This is a genomic window from uncultured Sulfitobacter sp. (genome assembly GCF_947500075.1).
GTDB lineage: Bacteria > Pseudomonadota > Alphaproteobacteria > Rhodobacterales > Rhodobacteraceae > Sulfitobacter.
The window spans coordinates 253,451-271,841 of record NZ_CANMQS010000005.1; the positions used below are offsets into that span (position 1 = coordinate 253,451).

General features: G+C 58.1%; 12 protein-coding genes. All 12 read left to right on the forward strand.

The window, feature by feature from the left end; genetic code table 11:
* Positions 1-423: 423 nt before the first annotated feature.
* The 12 genes from Q1A91_RS17090 to Q1A91_RS17145 all read left to right on the forward strand — a co-directional run bounded on the left by Q1A91_RS17090 (position 424) and on the right by Q1A91_RS17145 (position 18,379).
* Positions 424-1,668 carry an alginate export family protein gene (locus Q1A91_RS17090; RefSeq protein WP_299880187.1) on the forward strand — a complete coding sequence of 415 codons (1,245 nt, stop codon included), beginning with the start codon at positions 424-426 and terminating at the stop codon, positions 1,666-1,668.
* A 10-nt stretch (positions 1,669-1,678) separates the two neighbouring features.
* Positions 1,679-2,266 carry an alginate O-acetyltransferase AlgF gene (locus Q1A91_RS17095; protein ID WP_299880190.1) on the forward strand — a complete coding sequence of 196 codons (588 nt, stop codon included), beginning with the start codon at positions 1,679-1,681 and terminating at the stop codon, positions 2,264-2,266.
* Positions 2,267-2,290: 24 nt separating this feature from the next.
* Positions 2,291-3,688: an MBOAT family protein gene (locus Q1A91_RS17100; RefSeq protein ID WP_299880193.1), complete on the forward strand. Its 1,398-nt coding sequence runs from the start codon at positions 2,291-2,293 to the stop codon at positions 3,686-3,688.
* Between the two features lie 10 nt (positions 3,689-3,698).
* The gene (locus Q1A91_RS17105) at positions 3,699-4,736 is read left to right on the forward strand and encodes a hypothetical protein (protein WP_299880196.1); all 1,038 of its coding nucleotides are present in this window, start codon (positions 3,699-3,701) and stop codon (positions 4,734-4,736) included.
* Positions 4,737-4,738: 2 nt separating this feature from the next.
* Positions 4,739-6,043: a hypothetical protein gene (locus tag Q1A91_RS17110; RefSeq protein ID WP_299880199.1), complete on the forward strand. Its 1,305-nt coding sequence runs from the start codon at positions 4,739-4,741 to the stop codon at positions 6,041-6,043.
* Positions 6,044-6,150: 107 nt separating this feature from the next.
* Entirely contained in the window at positions 6,151-6,660 is a 510-nt protein-coding gene (locus Q1A91_RS17115; RefSeq protein WP_299880202.1) for a molybdopterin-dependent oxidoreductase, read from the forward strand.
* A gap of 46 nt (positions 6,661-6,706) precedes the next feature.
* Complete coding sequence (locus Q1A91_RS17120) at positions 6,707-9,268, forward strand: PAS domain-containing hybrid sensor histidine kinase/response regulator (RefSeq protein ID WP_299880205.1); 2,562 nt, start codon at positions 6,707-6,709, stop codon at positions 9,266-9,268.
* Between the two features lie 136 nt (positions 9,269-9,404).
* Complete coding sequence (locus tag Q1A91_RS17125; protein WP_299880208.1) at positions 9,405-10,829, forward strand: HlyD family efflux transporter periplasmic adaptor subunit; 1,425 nt, start codon at positions 9,405-9,407, stop codon at positions 10,827-10,829.
* Entirely contained in the window at positions 10,816-12,402 is a 1,587-nt protein-coding gene (locus Q1A91_RS17130; protein ID WP_299880211.1) for a glycosyltransferase, read from the forward strand. Before Q1A91_RS17125 ends, Q1A91_RS17130 begins: the two co-directional genes overlap by 14 nt.
* 187 nt (positions 12,403-12,589) lie before the next feature.
* Positions 12,590-14,017 (forward strand): mannose-1-phosphate guanylyltransferase/mannose-6-phosphate isomerase, encoded by a 1,428-nt coding sequence (locus tag Q1A91_RS17135; protein WP_299880214.1) that lies wholly within the window; start codon positions 12,590-12,592, stop codon positions 14,015-14,017.
* 205 nt (positions 14,018-14,222) lie between these two features.
* Positions 14,223-15,623, forward strand: coding sequence for a nucleotide sugar dehydrogenase (locus tag Q1A91_RS17140; protein ID WP_299880218.1), 1,401 nt, complete (start codon positions 14,223-14,225; stop codon positions 15,621-15,623).
* Positions 15,624-15,673: 50 nt separating this feature from the next.
* On the forward strand, positions 15,674-18,379 hold the full coding sequence (locus Q1A91_RS17145) for a calcium-binding protein (RefSeq protein ID WP_299880221.1): 2,706 nt from the start codon (positions 15,674-15,676) through the stop codon (positions 18,377-18,379).
* Positions 18,380-18,391: the final 12 nt, after the last annotated feature.

Genomic DNA, 18,391 nt, shown 5'->3' on the forward strand with positions numbered 1-18,391 from the left:
CAAGCTACGACTGACCATGCCTACTAGCGACTTAGTGGTGATCCCAAACGTCGTTCGTACATAAGGTCGCGATAGTTCAGAAGCCCGCTTCGATCACAATGTCTCCGCGCGCACGTGTCGAGTAGTTGACGATCGTGAAGAAGAAACTGGCAGCCAAGTCTGGCAAAACAGCAATTCGACAAAAGGTGACGGATCAAATTCAGATCTGAAAGGTATGCGCGGTCAACAGCATGAAGACCGCAAATTCCAGCAACGGCGCATCACGCGGCCGCAATTGCTGAACCAATGTCCATCTTCCCGAATCTATCCCTTTGCATAGCCCCGCTAGACCAATCGCGCATCCGGTAGCCCTTTGGCCGTCTGTGTTCGACACCCCCTCAATCGTATTCAGGCACCAGAACTTTCAGTGTGAGGACTGTGGTGATGATAAAGAGTATTAGCAAAGCGTTCGCGTTAGTGAGCATCCTGGCGGTGGCAATCGCATTGGCCCCGCTCCCGGCGGATGCAGGCAGCAAGAAGGATAAGCCGCTGAGTGCGCCGTCCGTTTTCAATGCCGAAAAACGCAAATCGACGAGAAACAAATGGGGCCAGCGGCTTTCCTATAGCGGCTATGCGCAGTTCAAAGCACAGGGGGAAACGAACCTGGGCCGGGATGACGCGATCCTGGACAGGCGGGACGAGATGGCGCTCTACCTTGGTTTGGTGGGGCGGGTTGATCTGGGGCGCCGTGCCATTGGCTTTGCGCATGGCCAGTTGAAATGGACGCGCAAACAGTCTCACACCACAGATTATGACCCGACGCTGCAATGGATCACGAAAGAAGCGTTTGTGTCTTTCCAACTGTCTGCAAAGCAGCGGTTAACCGTCGGGCGAATGCGATTTTCAGACCTGACCCGCTGGGTCGTGGATGCATCCGTCGACGGTGTTCATTTTGCCCATCGCAGCCCGGATCAGGTTACCGAAGTTGCAGCCTTTGCCGCGACCGGCGACGACGAGGGTCGTTTTGTGATGGTCCATCATGGCCGGGTGCTGAACAAACTGCGGTACGGTGCAATTGCGCTGTTGGAAGACCTGCCGAATGACCGCCGCCTGAGGGTGTCGGGATATGCGCTTGGCCAAATGTCAAAGCAAACTTCCTTTGAAGCGAATGTCGCCGCCACGATGAGCGATGCGGCGGGCACCGGTTTGGCGTTCGATGTCCGGACCACACATAAATTCGGCGCCAGCCGCCTCAAGCCGCAAGTGTTGCTTGGGTTTGCCGCTGGCACCGCTGATTTTCGCCAATCCGGTGTGCATAGCAACAAGACCTACAATGGCGGGCAAACGCAGGTGCACCGCTATGGCTATGTGTTTCAACCGGACCTGACGAACCTTGCTGTCGGCACTGTTGCGGTGGGGCTGCGGCCCTCCAGAAACTTCTCTGTCGATCTTGGGCTGCATGTCTACGGCCAGGTCCAGAAATCACGGAGTGCGCCTGTGGCACGGTTCTCTGGCGCGATGACGGGGGACAGCCGTTTTGTGGGGACCGAAGTCAGCCTTGTCGGGGCATGGCGGCCCAACAAACGCTCTAAGGTCGATTTTAGGGTGGGGCGTTTCAAACCGGGCCGCGCGTTTGCCGACCGCTCTGACGTCACCCGGGTTTCCATCCGCCTGACTACAACTTTCTGAGGATAATCACATGACACGTTTTAGCTTTCTTACGACCCTGTTTCTTATTGCTGCCCCACAATGTGTTCTGGCTGATACCAGCCTCTATGCTGAGGCAGCGCCGGCGGATGCCAGCTTTGTGCGCTTTATCGGGTTCGATGGTGCCAACGAGGCGGAGTTTGACGGCTTTACTTTTGCGCTAAACGGCGATGTTGGGGAGGCATACATCCCCGTGTCCGCCGCCCTTTTGAAGGGCACAGAGCCGGGCCGCTATGTTTCTGTTTTCCGCCGCGCAGATGGTGAAATCCGGACGATCACCGAAGGGGCGCGCGCAAGTCGGTCCAAAGTGTCTCTGCTGATGGTGAACGCGGGCGATACGCCTGTGCATCTGCGGCTTGCCGATGGCAGCGTTCCAGTGGTCGAAGACGTGGGCCCCAACAGCGCCGCCCAGCGCGATGTCAATCCTGTTGCCATCTCGCTTGGGGTCTTTTCCGACAGTGCAGAGGCGCCTCTGGCGGTTTTCGATGTGGCGCTGCACCGTGGTCAGAACCTCAGCTTCGTCGTGGACGCAGGCAGCGTCCGTCTTATTGAAAATCAATTCGCGCCAGTTGCGAAGTAAGTCCAGACCTCCGGGATCAAGCAGATGATTTTTTCCAGTGTATTCTTCGTCTTCGGGTTTCTGCCTTTGTTTCTGACGCTCTATTATCTGGCGCCGCATCGGGCGCGTTCCTTGATGATCCTGCTGGGCAGCTACGCGTTTTATGGCTGGTGGCGGCTGGATTATCTGGCGGTGGTCTTTGGCATCTCGATGTTCAGCTTTCTCGCAGCGCATGTCGCGGCGAACGTTCAAAGCCAAACGGCGCGGATCTGGGCGGTACGGGTTGGGGTGACCGTCGATCTGCTGGTTTTGGGGTTTTTCAAATACACGATGTTTGTGCTCGGCGGGTTGAGCGATCTGTCGCAGGCTTTTGGCGGTGCTTCTATCGCTGTGCCTGCCATCATCCTGCCGATCGGGATTTCGTTCCACACATTCCAGTCTATCAGTTACATCATCGACGTGGCGCGAAAGGATGCGCCGCCTGCACGAAATCTGATAGATTTTCTGGCCTTCGGTGCGCTATTTCCACAGCTCATTGCGGGTCCGGTGTTGCGCTACAAGGATTTGGCGGAGCAATTCTCAGACCGCAGCCACACAGCCGCGAAATTTGTCGAAGGCATTGGCCGGTTCGCACAAGGCCTGGCGATGAAAGTCCTGATTGCGGACAACGTCGCACCCGTGGTGGACCGCGTGTTCGCAATGACGACCCCGACGGGCGGCGAGGCTTGGCTGGGGGCGCTGGCCTATACGATCCAGCTGTTTTTTGACTTTGCCGGATATTCCGCCATGGCCATTGGTCTGGGGCTGATGATTGGCTTTCGGTTTATCGAGAATTTCGACGCGCCCTACACCAGCCGATCCATCACGGAATTCTGGCGTCGCTGGCATATCAGCCTGTCATTGTGGCTGCGCGACTATCTCTATCTGCCGCTGGGGGGCAACCGGCGGGGGCCGCTGCGGACATATCTGAACCTGTCGCTGACGATGGTGCTGGGCGGGCTGTGGCACGGTGCAAACTGGACCTTCCTTTTGTGGGGGGCATGGCACGGGTTCTGGCTGGCCGTGGAGCGCGCACTGGGGTCAAAAACTAAGGGTACCGTTTGGCCGCATGTGATGGCTTGGCCCTTCACAATGGCACTGGTTGTTGTGGGATGGGTGATGTTCCGTGCCGCGACGGTGCGCGAAGCCTTTGCGCTCTATTCAGGCATGATTGGTCTGAATGGCTGGGTAATCGGCGAAGGTATGGCCTGGCAGTTTCAACCGACTGAGGGTGTTGCACTGTTGATCGGTGGTGTGATCGCCCTTGGCGGCAAACCGATGGCCGTCGCAATCCTACGGATCCCGCGCAGCTTCCGTCTTGCCGGAACTGCAAGCCTGATGGGTTTGGCCTGCACGGCGCTGATGGCGCAATCGCACTCCCCTTTTTTGTATTTCCAGTTTTAGGAGACGGACCATGACACCCGACCAAAACCGCAGTGACCTGATGGTCAGCCTGGGATTTGTCAGCGCCCTGGCCCTCATTGGAGCGTCCGCGCATCTGTCCATGAAGCAGCCTGACCCGAAGGTGGGCTTCACGGATGGGGCGTATCAAACGCTCTACGAAGAACGCTTTACCGACACCAATCCCGTGAACGACCTGGCGATCCATGCTTTCAGCGCGTTAAAACTGGCGGCCCTCGGACAGGTGTCGCAAGGGGCCGTTCGGGGCGTAGACAATTGGCTCTTCACCGCAGAAGAATTCGAGGTGCATGCCGGTTTCGAGGAAAACCTGATGGCGTCCGCGCAGGAGATTGCCCGCGTCAAAGATGTTTTGTCCCAGCGCGGTATCTCCCTGTTGCCTGTCATTGTGCCGGACAAGGCAGAGGTGGCTGCGCAATACGTGCAGACGCCCCGGCATGCCCGCGTCGCGTCCCGGCACAAGACCTTCTTGGCACATCTGGCAGCGCTGGATGTCTCTTATCTGGATGCAACAGCGGCGCTGGAGCAGGTTGGCGTTGCCAGTTTTGTGAAAGACGACACGCATTGGTCGCCAGCAGGCAGTCAAGCGGTGGCAGAGGCCGTGGCCGAACGGACCGGCACCATGCCTCTCAATCTCACGAAGGCGCAGGTCACAACAGAGCCGATGGGCGAAACCTCCTTTGACGGCGACCTCTTGCGATATGTGCCAACCGGCATGTTCCGCCCACTTGTCGGCCCGCCGCAACAGCGCCTAGCAAGATTCGAAACCACGCTCCAGTCAGATACGGGTCTGTTCGGGGATGCGCAGGTCGATGTGGCACTGGTCGGTACCAGTTTCAGCGCCAAAGACGAATGGCATTTCGCCGGTTTTTTGCGCCAAGGCCTTCAAGCCGATCTTCTCAATTTCGCCAGCGAAGGGCAGGGGCCCTTTGCGCCGATGCAGTCTTTTCTGGCGTCCGCCACCCTGCGGGACAAACCCCCCAAACTCGTCATCTGGGAAATCCCGGCCCGCTATACATCAAAGGAATTGTAACCATGACATCTATTCTCAAAACTCTGAGCGTTGCCCTATCTCTTGCAGTCGCCTTGCCGGTTGCGGCAGATCCGTATTGCGCTGCGCTGGGGGATGCAGATCAACTGCCCAAAAAGTACCAGAAAAAGGGACCATTCTATATTGATGCGACAAGTGGCTGGATTGTCGGGCGGGATCAATTGAAAAGCGATTTTGCCGTGACAGCAGAAACTAGCGCCCTGTGGCGGGACATCCGCGAGGCCTTTGCTGAAAGAGGGGCGCAGCTTGTTGTGCTGGCGGCACCACCACGTCCGCTTTTTGCACCTGAGCACATGGCTTTGCCTGCGACCTATGACCGATTGAAACAGCAGCAGGATTTCTCGGACTACATCGCGGCGTTGAATGCTGCGGGGATCGCGACACCCGATCTATCGGGTTTTCACAGCATGGTTGATGAATACTACTTTGCCCGCGACACCCATTGGACGCCCATGGGGGCCTTTCACTCCGTGGTGCACCTCAAACGGGCCATGGGAGAGCAAACAAACCGTGGGGCCGGTGATGATATCGAGGCGGAAGGCACCTACACCGAAAAAGGATCGCTCTCCGCTGTGGTGGAGGCGACATGTGGCGCGCGGCCTGTGGCAGAAACCGTCCCTGCGGCCACCTATGTACAGCAAGGCGGTGCCGCGGCCCTGCTTGGGGATGACATGTCGCAGGACAAAATCGCCCTTGTCGGCACAAGCTTTTCGGACCGCTATCAACGCGATGCCTATCAAGTGGCTGACGCGCTGTCCTTTGTTATGGATCGGCCAGTCGACAATTATGCAGTCACCGGCGGCGGATTGACCGGGGCGTTGGAAGCCTTCCTGAACACCGAAAGCCTTGCGACGGCAGAGTACAAAACCGTCGTCTGGGAGGTTCCCTACACGTCCCCTCTGACACAGGTTGACGGTCTGCGACAGGTGCTGGGCAATTTGCACCGCCCGGTCGGGGCAGCGATGGAAACCAGGACACTCACGTTGGATGACACGTGGACAACTGTGGACCATGAGTTTTCCTTGTCAGAGGTTTCGGTCATAGAAGTCGAGACTCCAGGTGTCGATACGGGTAAATTGGTGATCGAGTTGATTGACCGTGACGGCACCAAGATCCGAAACAGGCTGACAAAGTCGGATCGTATCGACAGCGCGTCAAGATCACCGAATTGGACCATGGCAACCGACCATATGCCGATCAAGGACATCGCGCGGATCAAAGTGCGCCTGACGGGTGTGAAGTCACAAAGCACTGCAACCATTAAGTTTTTCTACGATCAAACAAGCTGACCGAGGGGCGGGCTATACTTTGGTATAGTTCGCTATACCCTTACCCGTTATGTAATTGCGCCACGGCTTGCTAGGAGAAGCCAAACCCTCAAGCCTTGGAGCACATCATGAACGTTCTTACCCCGCTAAGCGCCCTGATCCTCGTCGGACTTTCCTACGGAAGTGCTGTTGCTGAGACGTTGACGGCACCCAAAGGTGAGGTACTGCTCAGCATCTCAGGGGCGATCACGCAGGACAATGGTAATGGCGTTGTCAGCCTCGATCTGGATCAGTTGCAGGCGATGGAGACCATGGAGTTCACAACCTCTACGATCTGGATGGAAGACGAGGTGACCTTCACCGGCGTCAGCCTGAGCGCGCTGCTCGATCTTGCGGGGGCCGAGGGCACGGCGATAAACGCTATTGCCTTGAACGATTATAAAGTTGAGATTCCAGTGGATGAGATCACGGAAGAGGCGCCCATCGTTGCCTACCTGATGAATGGTGAAGAAATGTCACCACGGGGCAAAGGCCCGCTTTGGGTTGTTTATCCATATGACGCGGATCCCGCCTACCGGTCAGAGGTTGTCTTTTCGCGATCCATCTGGCAGCTGGACCGGATCGAAGTAACCGACTGAGGCGCGTGCGGTGCGGCCTCTCGACGTAAGGATTGCGCCACGGGTGTTGGACCGTAGAACAAAGCTTCGCCAGTTTCTACCGCCTGCGGTGATGATCTTGGGCATTTGCCTGCTGGCGGGGCTGGCCTTTGTCATCACACAGCGCATGACCGAGCTGCGCGAAGCGCCCGGTGATAATCTGACCTGGACATTGTCGCAGGTTGAAGTGGACGTGCTGGTCCTGATGGATGAGACCTTGCTTGCCCAACAGCGCAACACGGTCGATCCCGCTGACATCCGGCGGCGGTTTAACAACCTCTACAGCCGGACCAGCACGTTGCGCGAAGCGCCGGTGTTTGCGCAGATGCGGCAGGATCCAACCTTCCTGTCACAGCTTGAAACGCTTGAGAGGTGCCTCGAAAAGCTCGCCGTGATCATCGACAGCCCGGATGATGTCCTTGTCCAGCGGCTGCCCGAGGTGGTGGAGGAGCTGTTGCGCATCCGCGAAGATGCCCATGCCATCGCGCTGACCGGGATCGGGTTACGGTCGCAGTACTCGGATGCCGAACGCGCCTCGCTCGCGGGCTTGTTGCTGACGGCGGCTTTTACCAGTCTGGCGCTGATCCTTTTTCTGGTGTTCGTCCTGCTGGTGATCCGGCGTCAGTATCATGAACACAAGGAAACAACTGAAGAGGTGAACCGAGCAAATGCTCGGATCAAATCCATCTTCGATGTCTCTCTCGACGCCATTGTGGTTGCCAATGATGACGGCGTTATTCTTGAGTTCAATTCTGCCGCCGAACAGGTGTTCGGGTTCACTTCCGAAGAAGCTATCGGGCAGGAGATGTCCGAGCTGATCATCCCCCATCATCTGCGGGATGCGCACAAGGCGGGGATGGAACGGTTCAACCGCACCAAAGAGCCGCATCTTGTAGGCAAGGGCAGGATTGAGGTGACAGCCCTGCGCAAATCGGGTGAGGAATTCCCCGTCGAGATCTCCATCGGCATGTCCACTGATCACCGCGGCACAATCTTTGTGTCCTACCTGCGCGACATCACCAAACGTCTGGCTGCGGAGGATTCCCTAAAAACCGCGCGTGACGAAGCCTTGGCGGCAGAACGGGCCAAATCGAATTTCCTGGCTGTCATGAGCCATGAGATGCGCACCCCGTTGAACGGAATCTTTGGCACGTTAGAGCTGTTGGGGAACTCTGACGTGGATGACAAACAGCGCGGTTATCTCGACATTGCCAAGCGGTCGGGCGACATCCTGTTGCACCACGTAAACGACGTGTTGGATCTGTCCCGGATCGACGCGGGCAAGATGGATCTGGTCGAAGACAGCATTGATCTGGAGGCTTTCTTTCGCGATGCCGTTGCCACCAACGAGGCGACAGCGGACGCCCAAAGCAACGTGCTTGAACTGCAACTGGGGGTCATGCCCGAGTCAAGGGTGATGATGGATGAACAACGTCTGCGCCAGATCGTCTACAACCTGATCAGCAATGCGCTGAAGTTCACCAAGGATGGAAAGGTAACAGTCCGCGCCGCCACCGATCAGACCGACACGGGGGAGAGGTGGTTGCGTTTTGATGTGGAAGACACCGGCGTCGGGATTCATCCAGACGAACAACAGCATGTTTTTGATCGCTTCTACACACAAGAACGCTCGTATGATCGCTTCGCCTCCGGCGCTGGGCTGGGCTTGTCCATTAGCAAACAGTTGGTGGAAATGATGGGGGGGCAAATCACCCTCAAGAGTATCCCGTCCAAGGGCAGCGTCTTTTCGGTTTCCGTTCCCTTCGAACCCGATCTTGCGCCCCATGACAGCCACAGCGTGACAGCGCCAAACCTCGATGCGTCCCCCTTGCGCGATGTTGAGATTTTGCTGGTGGAGGACAATGAGATCAACCGGCTGATCGTGCATGAAATGCTGCGCTCCAACGGGCTGGTGGTACATGAGGCCCACAATGGCCAGCAAGCGGTCGAACTGGCGTCGCAGCAAAGGTATGCGGCGATCTTGATGGATGTCAGCATGCCGGTGATGAACGGTGTGGATGCAACGCACGCCATACGCGGGTCCCAAGGTCCGAACCAGCATACCAGGATCATTGGTCTGACGGCGCATGCCTTGGCGGAGGAGCAGGCGCGTTTCCTTGATGCGGGGATGGACCGGTGCCTGAACAAGCCCGTGTCTCAGGAAATGCTGGTCGATGCCCTTCTAGATGTGGTTCAGGGGGCCGCTGCACCGCAAGCGCCTGATGCAGATGGGGTGCCGGTGGATCTGCTTGCAGAAGAAACGATCTTGGGTCTGGAAGACCTGCTACCGGCAGAGCGGCTGCACCGTGTGGTGGCCGACTACATGCGCGAAGTGGATGCTTTGATCGCGCATCTCCCGGCCTTGCTGGAACAGGACGATCTGGGCGAGGTTGCCGCATGTGTGCACAAATGCATTGGGTCTTCCGGCATGATCGGAGCGGAGATGTTTCAAAAGGACCTGCGCAATCTGGAAACGGCTGCAAAATCAGGACAGAAGCCGCAGTTGCCCGGGCTGGTGGCCGCCGTAGAAACCGCATGGCCACAGACGCAGGCCGCCTTGCGCGCAAGGGTGCTGACCCCCAGAAGCTGACCTATGCTTCCGCATAGGGTGCTCTATGCACAATAGCGCTGTTCTGCGCTGTCGCGCACCCGACAGAAAACACCATCCCAGATAGAAAACCCAGGTGAGAGTCGCCGATTTTCGGTAAAAAAATCTGGAGTATGTAATGAACATTCGTCACGAATGTCCGTTGCCCGATCTGTCTTTTTCAGTGACGGCACCGCTGTCCGTTACCAAAGCCAATGGGCGCAAGTTTGTTGCGCAGCGTTGGTCTTTGGCAGGGCTGTGGTGCGATGAAGACGCGGGCGACATGACAGGCGACGTTTTTCTGTCTGTGCCATTCCAAGGCGTTGATGTCTCTTTTCAGGTCACCCTCACATCCACCGATATGCCCGGATTTTTTGCTTTCCAAGACCTGACTGTGCGCCAGCGGGAGACATTGGGCCTTTTCCATCAAAGCCTGCTGGCCGGTCGCATGGTCTCTGCAGGGGAGATGATCACGGCACTGGACACGCCTGTGGATCTTGTTCCCATGGGAGAGACCGAAGAAGAGCAAATCGTAGGCGAGGCCAAGGCCAAACCACGCGGCGCACGCATCTTGTGGAACGCAGTCAGCTATGTGTTGATCGCCCTGTTTCTGGTGACCTTTCTTGGCACGCAAATCTGGCAGCGGCTATCCTATATCGCACTCGATCATGGCAGGTTCATCGCCCCCGTTGTGGCCTATGAGGCACCGCAGGCAGGGTATGTGGGCAAAGTCGCCGTCGCGGTTGGGGATCAGGTCAAAGCAGGCGATATCCTTGTGCGACTGGAAGACCCGGACCGGCAAAGCGACGTCGAAGAAGTCCGGGCCGAGATTTTGCTGGCCGAACAACAGTTGCGCATGGCACAGGACCGTTTGGCCCGCCACATCGCCCGCCGGGCCGCCGAAAAGGCGGCTTTGCAGCGCGCCTTTGATGTCCTGTGGGGGCCGTGGCAGCACAATGATCCGCATCTGCAGACCTATCCGGCTGAGATCGAAGCGGCACGCCTGACGCTCTACAACTTTGACCGAGGACGCGATGCGGAGGCGCTGATGCATCTCGACATGGTGCAGACCCTGCAGGATGCCGCGCACCAGCGCGAATTGGAACTGCGCCGCTGGAAACGCGAGCTGCGCCACCGCAAGGCCGCCGCGGATGAGCTGGTGGTGCGGGCAAAGTCCAACGGCACCGTGCATCATCTGCATACGGTCAAAGGCAGCTACGTTGCCCGCGGCGCTTTGGTTGTTGAAGTCGAAGACAATGCGCCGCGACTTGCCATGGGGTGGGTCGATGATGATTTGGCCGCATCGGTCTTTGTTGGCATGCAGGCTGAGGTTGCCTTTATGCATCGCGGCCAATCTAAACGCATGCTGGGCGTCGTGAGTGATCTTCAGGCGGGCACACATACCGCCCAGCCGGACCGGTTTGGCTTGGTTGTCACGATCAAGGCCCAGGACACGGGCGTTAAAAACAGCCGCAAGTGGTTCCGTCGCAATGCCCCGGCGCAGCTGCGCCTGAAACGCGACATGTTCGCGGGATGGTTTGGGGGCGCAGATGAAAGCCCCTGATACGGTCTACGGCTTTGAAAAACATCTGGACGGTTGGCTGTCTGATCTTGCTGGCCCCGCGCCAAAGGGGCTACAGAAATGGCGACCACACTTCATTGCACAAGCTGTAATCCTGTTTGCCCTTCTGGCTGCGGCCATGGTGTTCCTGCCCAACACCTTCTTTCATCCCGACTTGATGTTCATCACGTTCTCGCTGGGCGCATTGGGCTTCTGGCGCTTTGGCTGGTGGTTCACCCATGCAGTCCGAGCCGAGATTTTCGCCCGCGCTGTCTTTCCCAAGATGCGCCGCGAGGCCGATGCGGTCTGGCGAGCGGGCTGGCGTCCGGGGCGTTTGCACATCCAGATGACCACCTATTATGAAGAACCTGCCATCACCCGGCGGGTGATCGGCTCCATCCTTGGGCAGATCCGGCGCGAAGGCATTCCGACCACGCTGTGGATTGGGACAGGGTCGTCTTATGACGAGGAGATCATTACCGAATTCGTGCGCACCCATGGCGCGGATGTGGACGCGGATCTGGTGTTTTTGCGCCAGAACCAACCCGGCAAACGCATGGCCATTGGGATGATCCTGCGTGCGATGAACCGCGCAGGCGTGCGGCCGGATGATCTGGTGATCTTTATGGATGGCGATGCGGTTTACGGCATCGACGTGCTGGAAAAAACCTGTTCGATGTTTGGCGCAGATCCAGATCTGCATGCGCTAACCACCAATGAAGAGGTCATCTGCTATGGCCCTGATTGGATCCAAAGCTGGCTGTCCATGCGGTTCGCCCAGCGGCGGTTGGCGATGCAAAGCCACGCTTTGTCCAAGCGGGTGCTGACGCTAACCGGGCGCATGTCCGTCTTCCGAGCGCGTTTTATCACCGATGAGAAGTTCATCCGCACCATTGAAGCCGACCATCTGGATCACTGGCTCTGGGGGCGGTTCCGATTTCTGTCCGGCGATGACAAAAGCACCTGGTATTACCTTTTGTCCAAACGCGCCAAGATGACCTACGTGCCAGATGCCTGCGTCTATACGATTGAGCAGATCGAAGGCTCTGGCACGGGCCGGATGGTACAGAACTTCCGCCGCTGGTCTGGTAACATGCTGCGCAACGGATCGCGCGCCATCGCGCTTGGCCCTCGGGTCGCTGTTCCTTTCATTTGGTGGTGTTTGGTCGATCAGCGCATTGCGATGTGGACCATGCTGGTCAGCCCGACACTGGCCGTGCTGTCGGTCTTTGTAGCTCCGATCTATCTGCTGAATTGCCTGATCTGGATCGTGCTCAGCCGATTGATCCTGTGCCTGTTTCTGTTCCGCTATGCCCGAAAGCCGGACATGACATGGCCGTTCATTCTGTATTTCAACCAGATCATCAACGCGAGCGTGAAGGTCTATATGATCTTTCACCTGAGCAAGCAGAAATGGTCCAACCGGGGCAATCAAAGCGCGGGGGGCGGCACTGCGTTGATTGACCGGGTAAAAAACGCGGTGGCCCTGTCGCAGATGATCACTACGGTTGTGGCCTTTGTCACCGGCTTGGCTGTCTACATCGGTGTGCTGCATCTGCCTGCACCTCTTTTCTGATATTCACTCGAAAACAGCATCTTATGAGGTTTTCGCCCATCCTATCCTTCCGGATAGCCCCGCTCTGCGGATGCGCGATCTTCTGTCCTTGCGAGGCCGCGCAATTGAATCGGGCAGGGCGTACCACACTCCCATCAAGCGGGATTGGCCCGCGCTCTCTAAGTGTGTGAGTAAGAGGAGACGAACAATGATTTACCCAGTTATCCTATGCGGTGGGAGCGGCAGCCGGTTGTGGCCACTGTCGCGCAAAAGCTACCCAAAGCAGTTTGTGGCTTTGGACGCTGACCGCAGCCTGTTTCAACAAACCGTTGCGCGTGTTCAGCACGCAAACTTTGGCAAGCCGGTGATCGTCACCAATGCGGATTACCGCTTTATCGTGGCCGAACAATTGGGCGCTGAGGGCGTCGAGGGCGCGCGCATCATGATCGAACCCGAAGGTCGGAACACCGCGCCTGCCGTTCTGGTCGCGGCCCTGAGCCTGCAGCAGGAGCCGGACGCGATGATGCTGGTCATGCCATCAGATCATGCGATTGACGACACCGAAGCTTTCCTTGCCGCCGTTGCCACCGGCCAGCAGGCTGCGCAGGCGGGTGATCTGGTGACCTTTGGCATCACACCGACCCGCGCCGAAACGGGATATGGCTATCTCGAAACCGAAGTTAAGGTGGTGGCGCAGACAGATGGCGTGGTGCCGCTCAAAGCCTTCGTTGAAAAGCCAAACGCCGATCTGGCCTCTGTCTTTGCCCAGTCAGGTCACCATCTATGGAACGCAGGCATCTTCATGTTCCGCGTCAAGGACATCATCGCCGCATTTGAGGCCCATTGCCCAGGTCTGATGATGCCCTGTCGCCGTGCAGTTGATGGCGCACGCCACGATCTCGATTTCATCCGTCTCGATGAAACACCGTATCAGACGGCCCAGGACATCTCGATTGATTTTGCGGTGATGGAAAACAGCAGAAACCTCAGCGTCGTGCCGCTGGCCTGCGGCTGGTCTGACATGGGCAGCTGGTCTTCGGTCTGGGAGCGGGGCGAGGCGGACGCGCATGGCGTTGTTCAGACTGGAAACACCACGGCGATCGGGTGTGAAAACACGTTGCTGCGGTCTGACAGTGATGGTGTTGAACTGGTGGGTATTGGGCTGAACGGGATCAGCGCGATTGCGATGGGGGATGCGGTGCTCGTGGCGGATATGTCCTGCAGTGAGACGGTCAAAACTGCGGTGAAAACCCTCAAGGCGCGAGAGGTCAAACAGGCCGAGCAGTTCCCCAAAGATCACCGCCCGTGGGGGCATTTCGAAACGCTCTCTCTGGGCAAACGGTTTCAGGTAAAACAGATCGTGGTCCACCCCGGCGCGGCCCTGTCCCTGCAAAGCCACGTGCACCGCTCAGAGCATTGGGTCGTGGTGGCGGGTTCGGCCAGTGTGACTGTGGGCGAAGACGTGAAACTCTTGGGGGAGAACCAGTCTGTCTACATTCCCCTTGGTGAAATCCACCGTTTGGAAAATCCGGGCAAAGTGCCACTGCATCTCATTGAAGTGCAGACCGGCGCGTACCTCGGGGAAGACGATATCGTGCGCTACGAAGACATCTACGCGCGCGATGAAGCTGCATAAACCAAAAACAATAAGCACTCTCACACCACCTCAAACGGCGTCCCCCCCGGCGCCGTTTTTTTTTGTCTCCGATCAATTCTTTTTGGGCCGCTATCCCAAAGCATAGGCGGGGCATACCCAAGATGCTTCAAGTAGTCTTTGGCGAAATATATTTATATAAAACAGGTGGATACGGTGTCTTCAGAGATTGATTAGGAGACTGTAAATGTTTGATATCCACCCCCAATACGCCGCCCTTGCCACCGCAGTACCTTTGCGGGTGATCCAAGAGAAACCCTCCATCTCTGTTGTCGGGCTGGGCTATGTCGGCGCGGTGTCCACGGCTTGTTTGTCCAGCCTGGGACATCGCGTCATCGGGGTAGATATTGATCCCGCGAAGGTCGCCTGTATCGGGGAGGGGCGCTCGCCCATCCATGAACAGGATCTCGAAGAGATGCTGCAAGCGGGCGTCGCCGATGGCTTTGTCACGGCGTCAACGGATCTTGAGCAAGCGGTCGTGGACACCGATGTGACCTTCGTCTCCGTTGGCACCCCCACCAGCGCGGATGGCGGCTGTGATCATTCCTATATTGATGCAGCGGCACGCGCGATTGGGGCAGGGCTCCGGCGCAAGAACGCCTACCATGTGGTGGTGATGCGGTGCTCCATCCCGCCCGGGGTGACCATGGGGTTCATGGCCCCGATCATTGAAGAAGTCAGCGGCCTGAAACTGGGCGAGGACTTTGGTGTCTGTTTCAATCCTGAATTCCTGCGCGAAGGCGTGGCGATTGAAGACTTCTATGCGCCGCCCAAGACGGTTATTGGCGCCAATGATCAACGCAGTGCTGCCATCCTGACGCGCATCTTCGAAGCCGTTGATCCCACGCCCATCGTCACCTCCATTGAGACGGCTGAGATGGTCAAATACGTCGACAACATTTGGCACGCGACAAAAGTGTGTTTTGCCAATGAAGTGGGGCGTTTGTGCAAGCCATTGGGGGTCGACAGCCATGATGTGATGGATGTCTTTGTGCAAGACACCAAGCTCAACCTGTCACCCTATTACCTCAAACCCGGCTTTGCCTTTGGCGGCTCCTGCCTGCCCAAGGAAGTCCGTGCGGTGGCGCATATCGCCAAGGAACAAGGCGTCAGCCTGCCGCTGATCGAAAGCCTCACCACCTCCAATGAGACCCATGTCGAAGAGGCGATCCGCATGGTGCGGGCAACCGGAGCAAAGACCGTTGGCGTCTTTGGTCTGGCCTTCAAACCCGGCACGGATGATTTGCGCGAAAGCCCGATTCTGGAGGTGATTGCCGTCCTCAACGCAGAGGGCGTGAAGGTTGTGGTCCATGATCCGGCCATCACCGCCCAGACCCCGCTGGAGGGGCAGCTGGCCTATGTGCGCCACGGCAGCAGCGGGCTGCAGGCTTTGGCCGCTGATCTGCCCGGCATGTTGCGGTCGACCCCTGCGGAAGTGGCCAAAGATGCGGAGGCGTTGATCGTGACGCACGCCAACCCGCTCTACCTACAGGCCATTGCCGATGCTGGCCCGGTGCCAGTGATCGATTTGGTGCGCATCCAAGATGATGCGGCGGCCGCCCCCAACATCAATGGCATCGGCTGGTAGCCGGATGCCACAGCACTCCACCCCAACCCTGTATTTGAAAGAGTAAACACATGCCTACATCTACACAAAACCCAACTGTGCTTGGCACAGATTTTGCCGACACGCTCACCGGCTCTGACGGTAGTGACGCGATCTTTGGCCTGACCGGGGATGATACGATCACCTCCGGCGACGGTGATGACCGCACCTATGGTGACTTCTCGAATGAGAACTTGCTGGACGGCACACAGAACGCCACCAGCTTTGCCCAATATGGTGAAACCGGCGCTTGGGCGATTGACGCGCAAGGCGACGGCCACACCAGCATGACCCAATCCATTGAGACGCTGGCCGGGGAGACCTATGGCATTAGCTTTGATCTGGCCGCGAACTACGGCGCGCAATCGGTCAGCGGCGCGGTAGAGGTGCTGTGGAACGGCGTTGTCATCGACAGTTTTGACACCAACAGCGCTGAGTTCTCTGCCCATAGCGTGAATTTCACCGGCACCGGCGGCCCCGGCGCGCTGACCTTCCGGTCCATCGACAGCACGGCGGATCAGGGGCCGGTCATCGATACCGATGGCCCGATTTATCACTACGACCAAGACATGCAGATCGGCGGCGCTGATGTGACCGTTAAGGCCTTCGCCGAAGGGCAGTCCAACATCTATCAGGTCATCAACGGCACCCTGCAGGTCTTTGACCCGGTGGAGGGCACCTATACCCAGGCGGGCAGCGACGCGACCGTGACTGTTAACGCCATTGGCTTCAATGTTGAAGACAACCTGATCTACGGTCTGGCCGTCTCCAATGGGGTCGACAGTCAGGGCAATGCCGTCAGCAGCAGCGATCTGGTCATGCTGGATGCTGCAGGCGACAGCTATCTGGTGGGCCATACGCCCTATCGCTCATGGACGGGTGACTTTGATGCAGATGGCAATCTCTGGGCGTTCCAGTCCAGCATGGATCAGATCACAATGATTGATGTCGATGCCGTGGACGCCAATGGCAATATGGCTACCCAGACGTTCAAGTTCCCCAAGTCGATGATCACCGATCAGCTGTGGGATGTTGCTTACGACGCTGAAACGGAGTCCTTCTACGGCGTCACGCGGCCTTCCAGCGAAGGTGCGCCAAGCACGCTTTACCAGATCGATGTTTCTGCGGTGCCGTCCGGCGGCGCGCCTGTGTTTGAGACCTTCACCGTGACCGGAACGCTGATCGACGGCGTGATGCAGGCCGGAGTGCCCGCCATCACTTTCGGCGCGGCAATCCATGACGCGGATGGCAACCTCTATGTAGCGGGTAACAGCGGCGATCATGACATGAATGACGCCACGGGAAGCGCGGGCGGTATCTACAAGGTTGTGCGCGATCCTGACGTGGGCACTGTGACGCTTGAGTTGATGGCCTCCAGCCCGCGCTCTTACTCCAATGATGGCACCGCCGATCCGCGCGCGATGGACCCCTTTACAGAGGTGGACACGTCAGCCTCCGTGCTGATCCGCAACCTTGGTGTGGTGCAGACTGCAGACGCCGACCGCAGCTATGATGATGACATTGGCAACGGCGCAGGCGCGGATTTCGCGGACGGTGGCCTCGGGCAAGACACGCTGGCAGGACAAAGCGGCAATGACACGCTGATGGGCGGCAGCGGTGACGATGCGCTTTTCGGCGGCAACGCCAATCCAACCGGTCCCGTGGTGATCTACACATATGATGCCGACGGCAACCGCTACGATCCACTGGGCAATCTGATGCCCGAAGAGAACGACCGCCTTGAGGGTGGCGAAGGAAATGACAGTCTGCATGGCGGTTCAGGCCATGACTATCTTGACGGAGGCACAGGACATGACGATCTCAATGGCGGTTCGGGTTTTGACACGTTGGACGGTGGACAGGGCAATGATGTTCTGGCTTCTGGCGCTGGCGATGATGTTCTGTTTGGCGGGGACGGGGACGACCATCTTGTCGGCGGAACAGGCGATGATGACCTTGCAGGTGGAGATGGCGCAGACGCACTCCGCGGCGGCGAAGGGGCGGACCTTTTGCAAGGGGGGCAGGGCAACGATCTGCTGAACGGCGGGATCGGGGACGATACGCTGGAAGGCGGGACGGGCGACGACCTACTTGAAGGAAGCACCGGCAATGACACGCTCACCGACCTTTTTGGGGAAAACACGCTTGATGGCGGGTCCGGGGACGATGTCCTGACCGGCGGGGCCGATGTGGATCAGCTGATTGGCGGATCCGGGAACGACTGGCTGTCCGGCGGCGGCCAACGCGACATCCTCAAAGGCGGCACGGGGGATGACCACCTTCACGGCGGCGCGGACAAGGACAAGCTTTACGGCGGTGATGGGAATGACCTCATCGACGGTGGATCAGGCAGCGACTACATCAATGCGGGTCGGGGCGATGATACGATCATGGCGGGCGACGGCCGCGACAAGATCCTGATGGGCACAGGCGCGGATGAGGTCTGGGGCGGGGCGGATACCGACTGGTTCGTGTTCCGAACGTCTGACGTGGATGGCACCACCGACACGATCCGCGATTACACCCATTCCGGTGGTGAGAACGACCGTCTGGATCTGCGGGCCTTCGATGTGCTGAGCAACGGCGAGAGCCGCGAGACTTGGTTAGAGATGCACGTCACCCAGAACGCGGATTTCAGCGTGCGGATTGATCTGGGAAACCACTGGATTGATCTGGACGACCATTCCGGCCTGCAATCACAGTTCTACTATGACGTGCTGGATGGGATCGCCCTCTGACCCTGCGCAGGG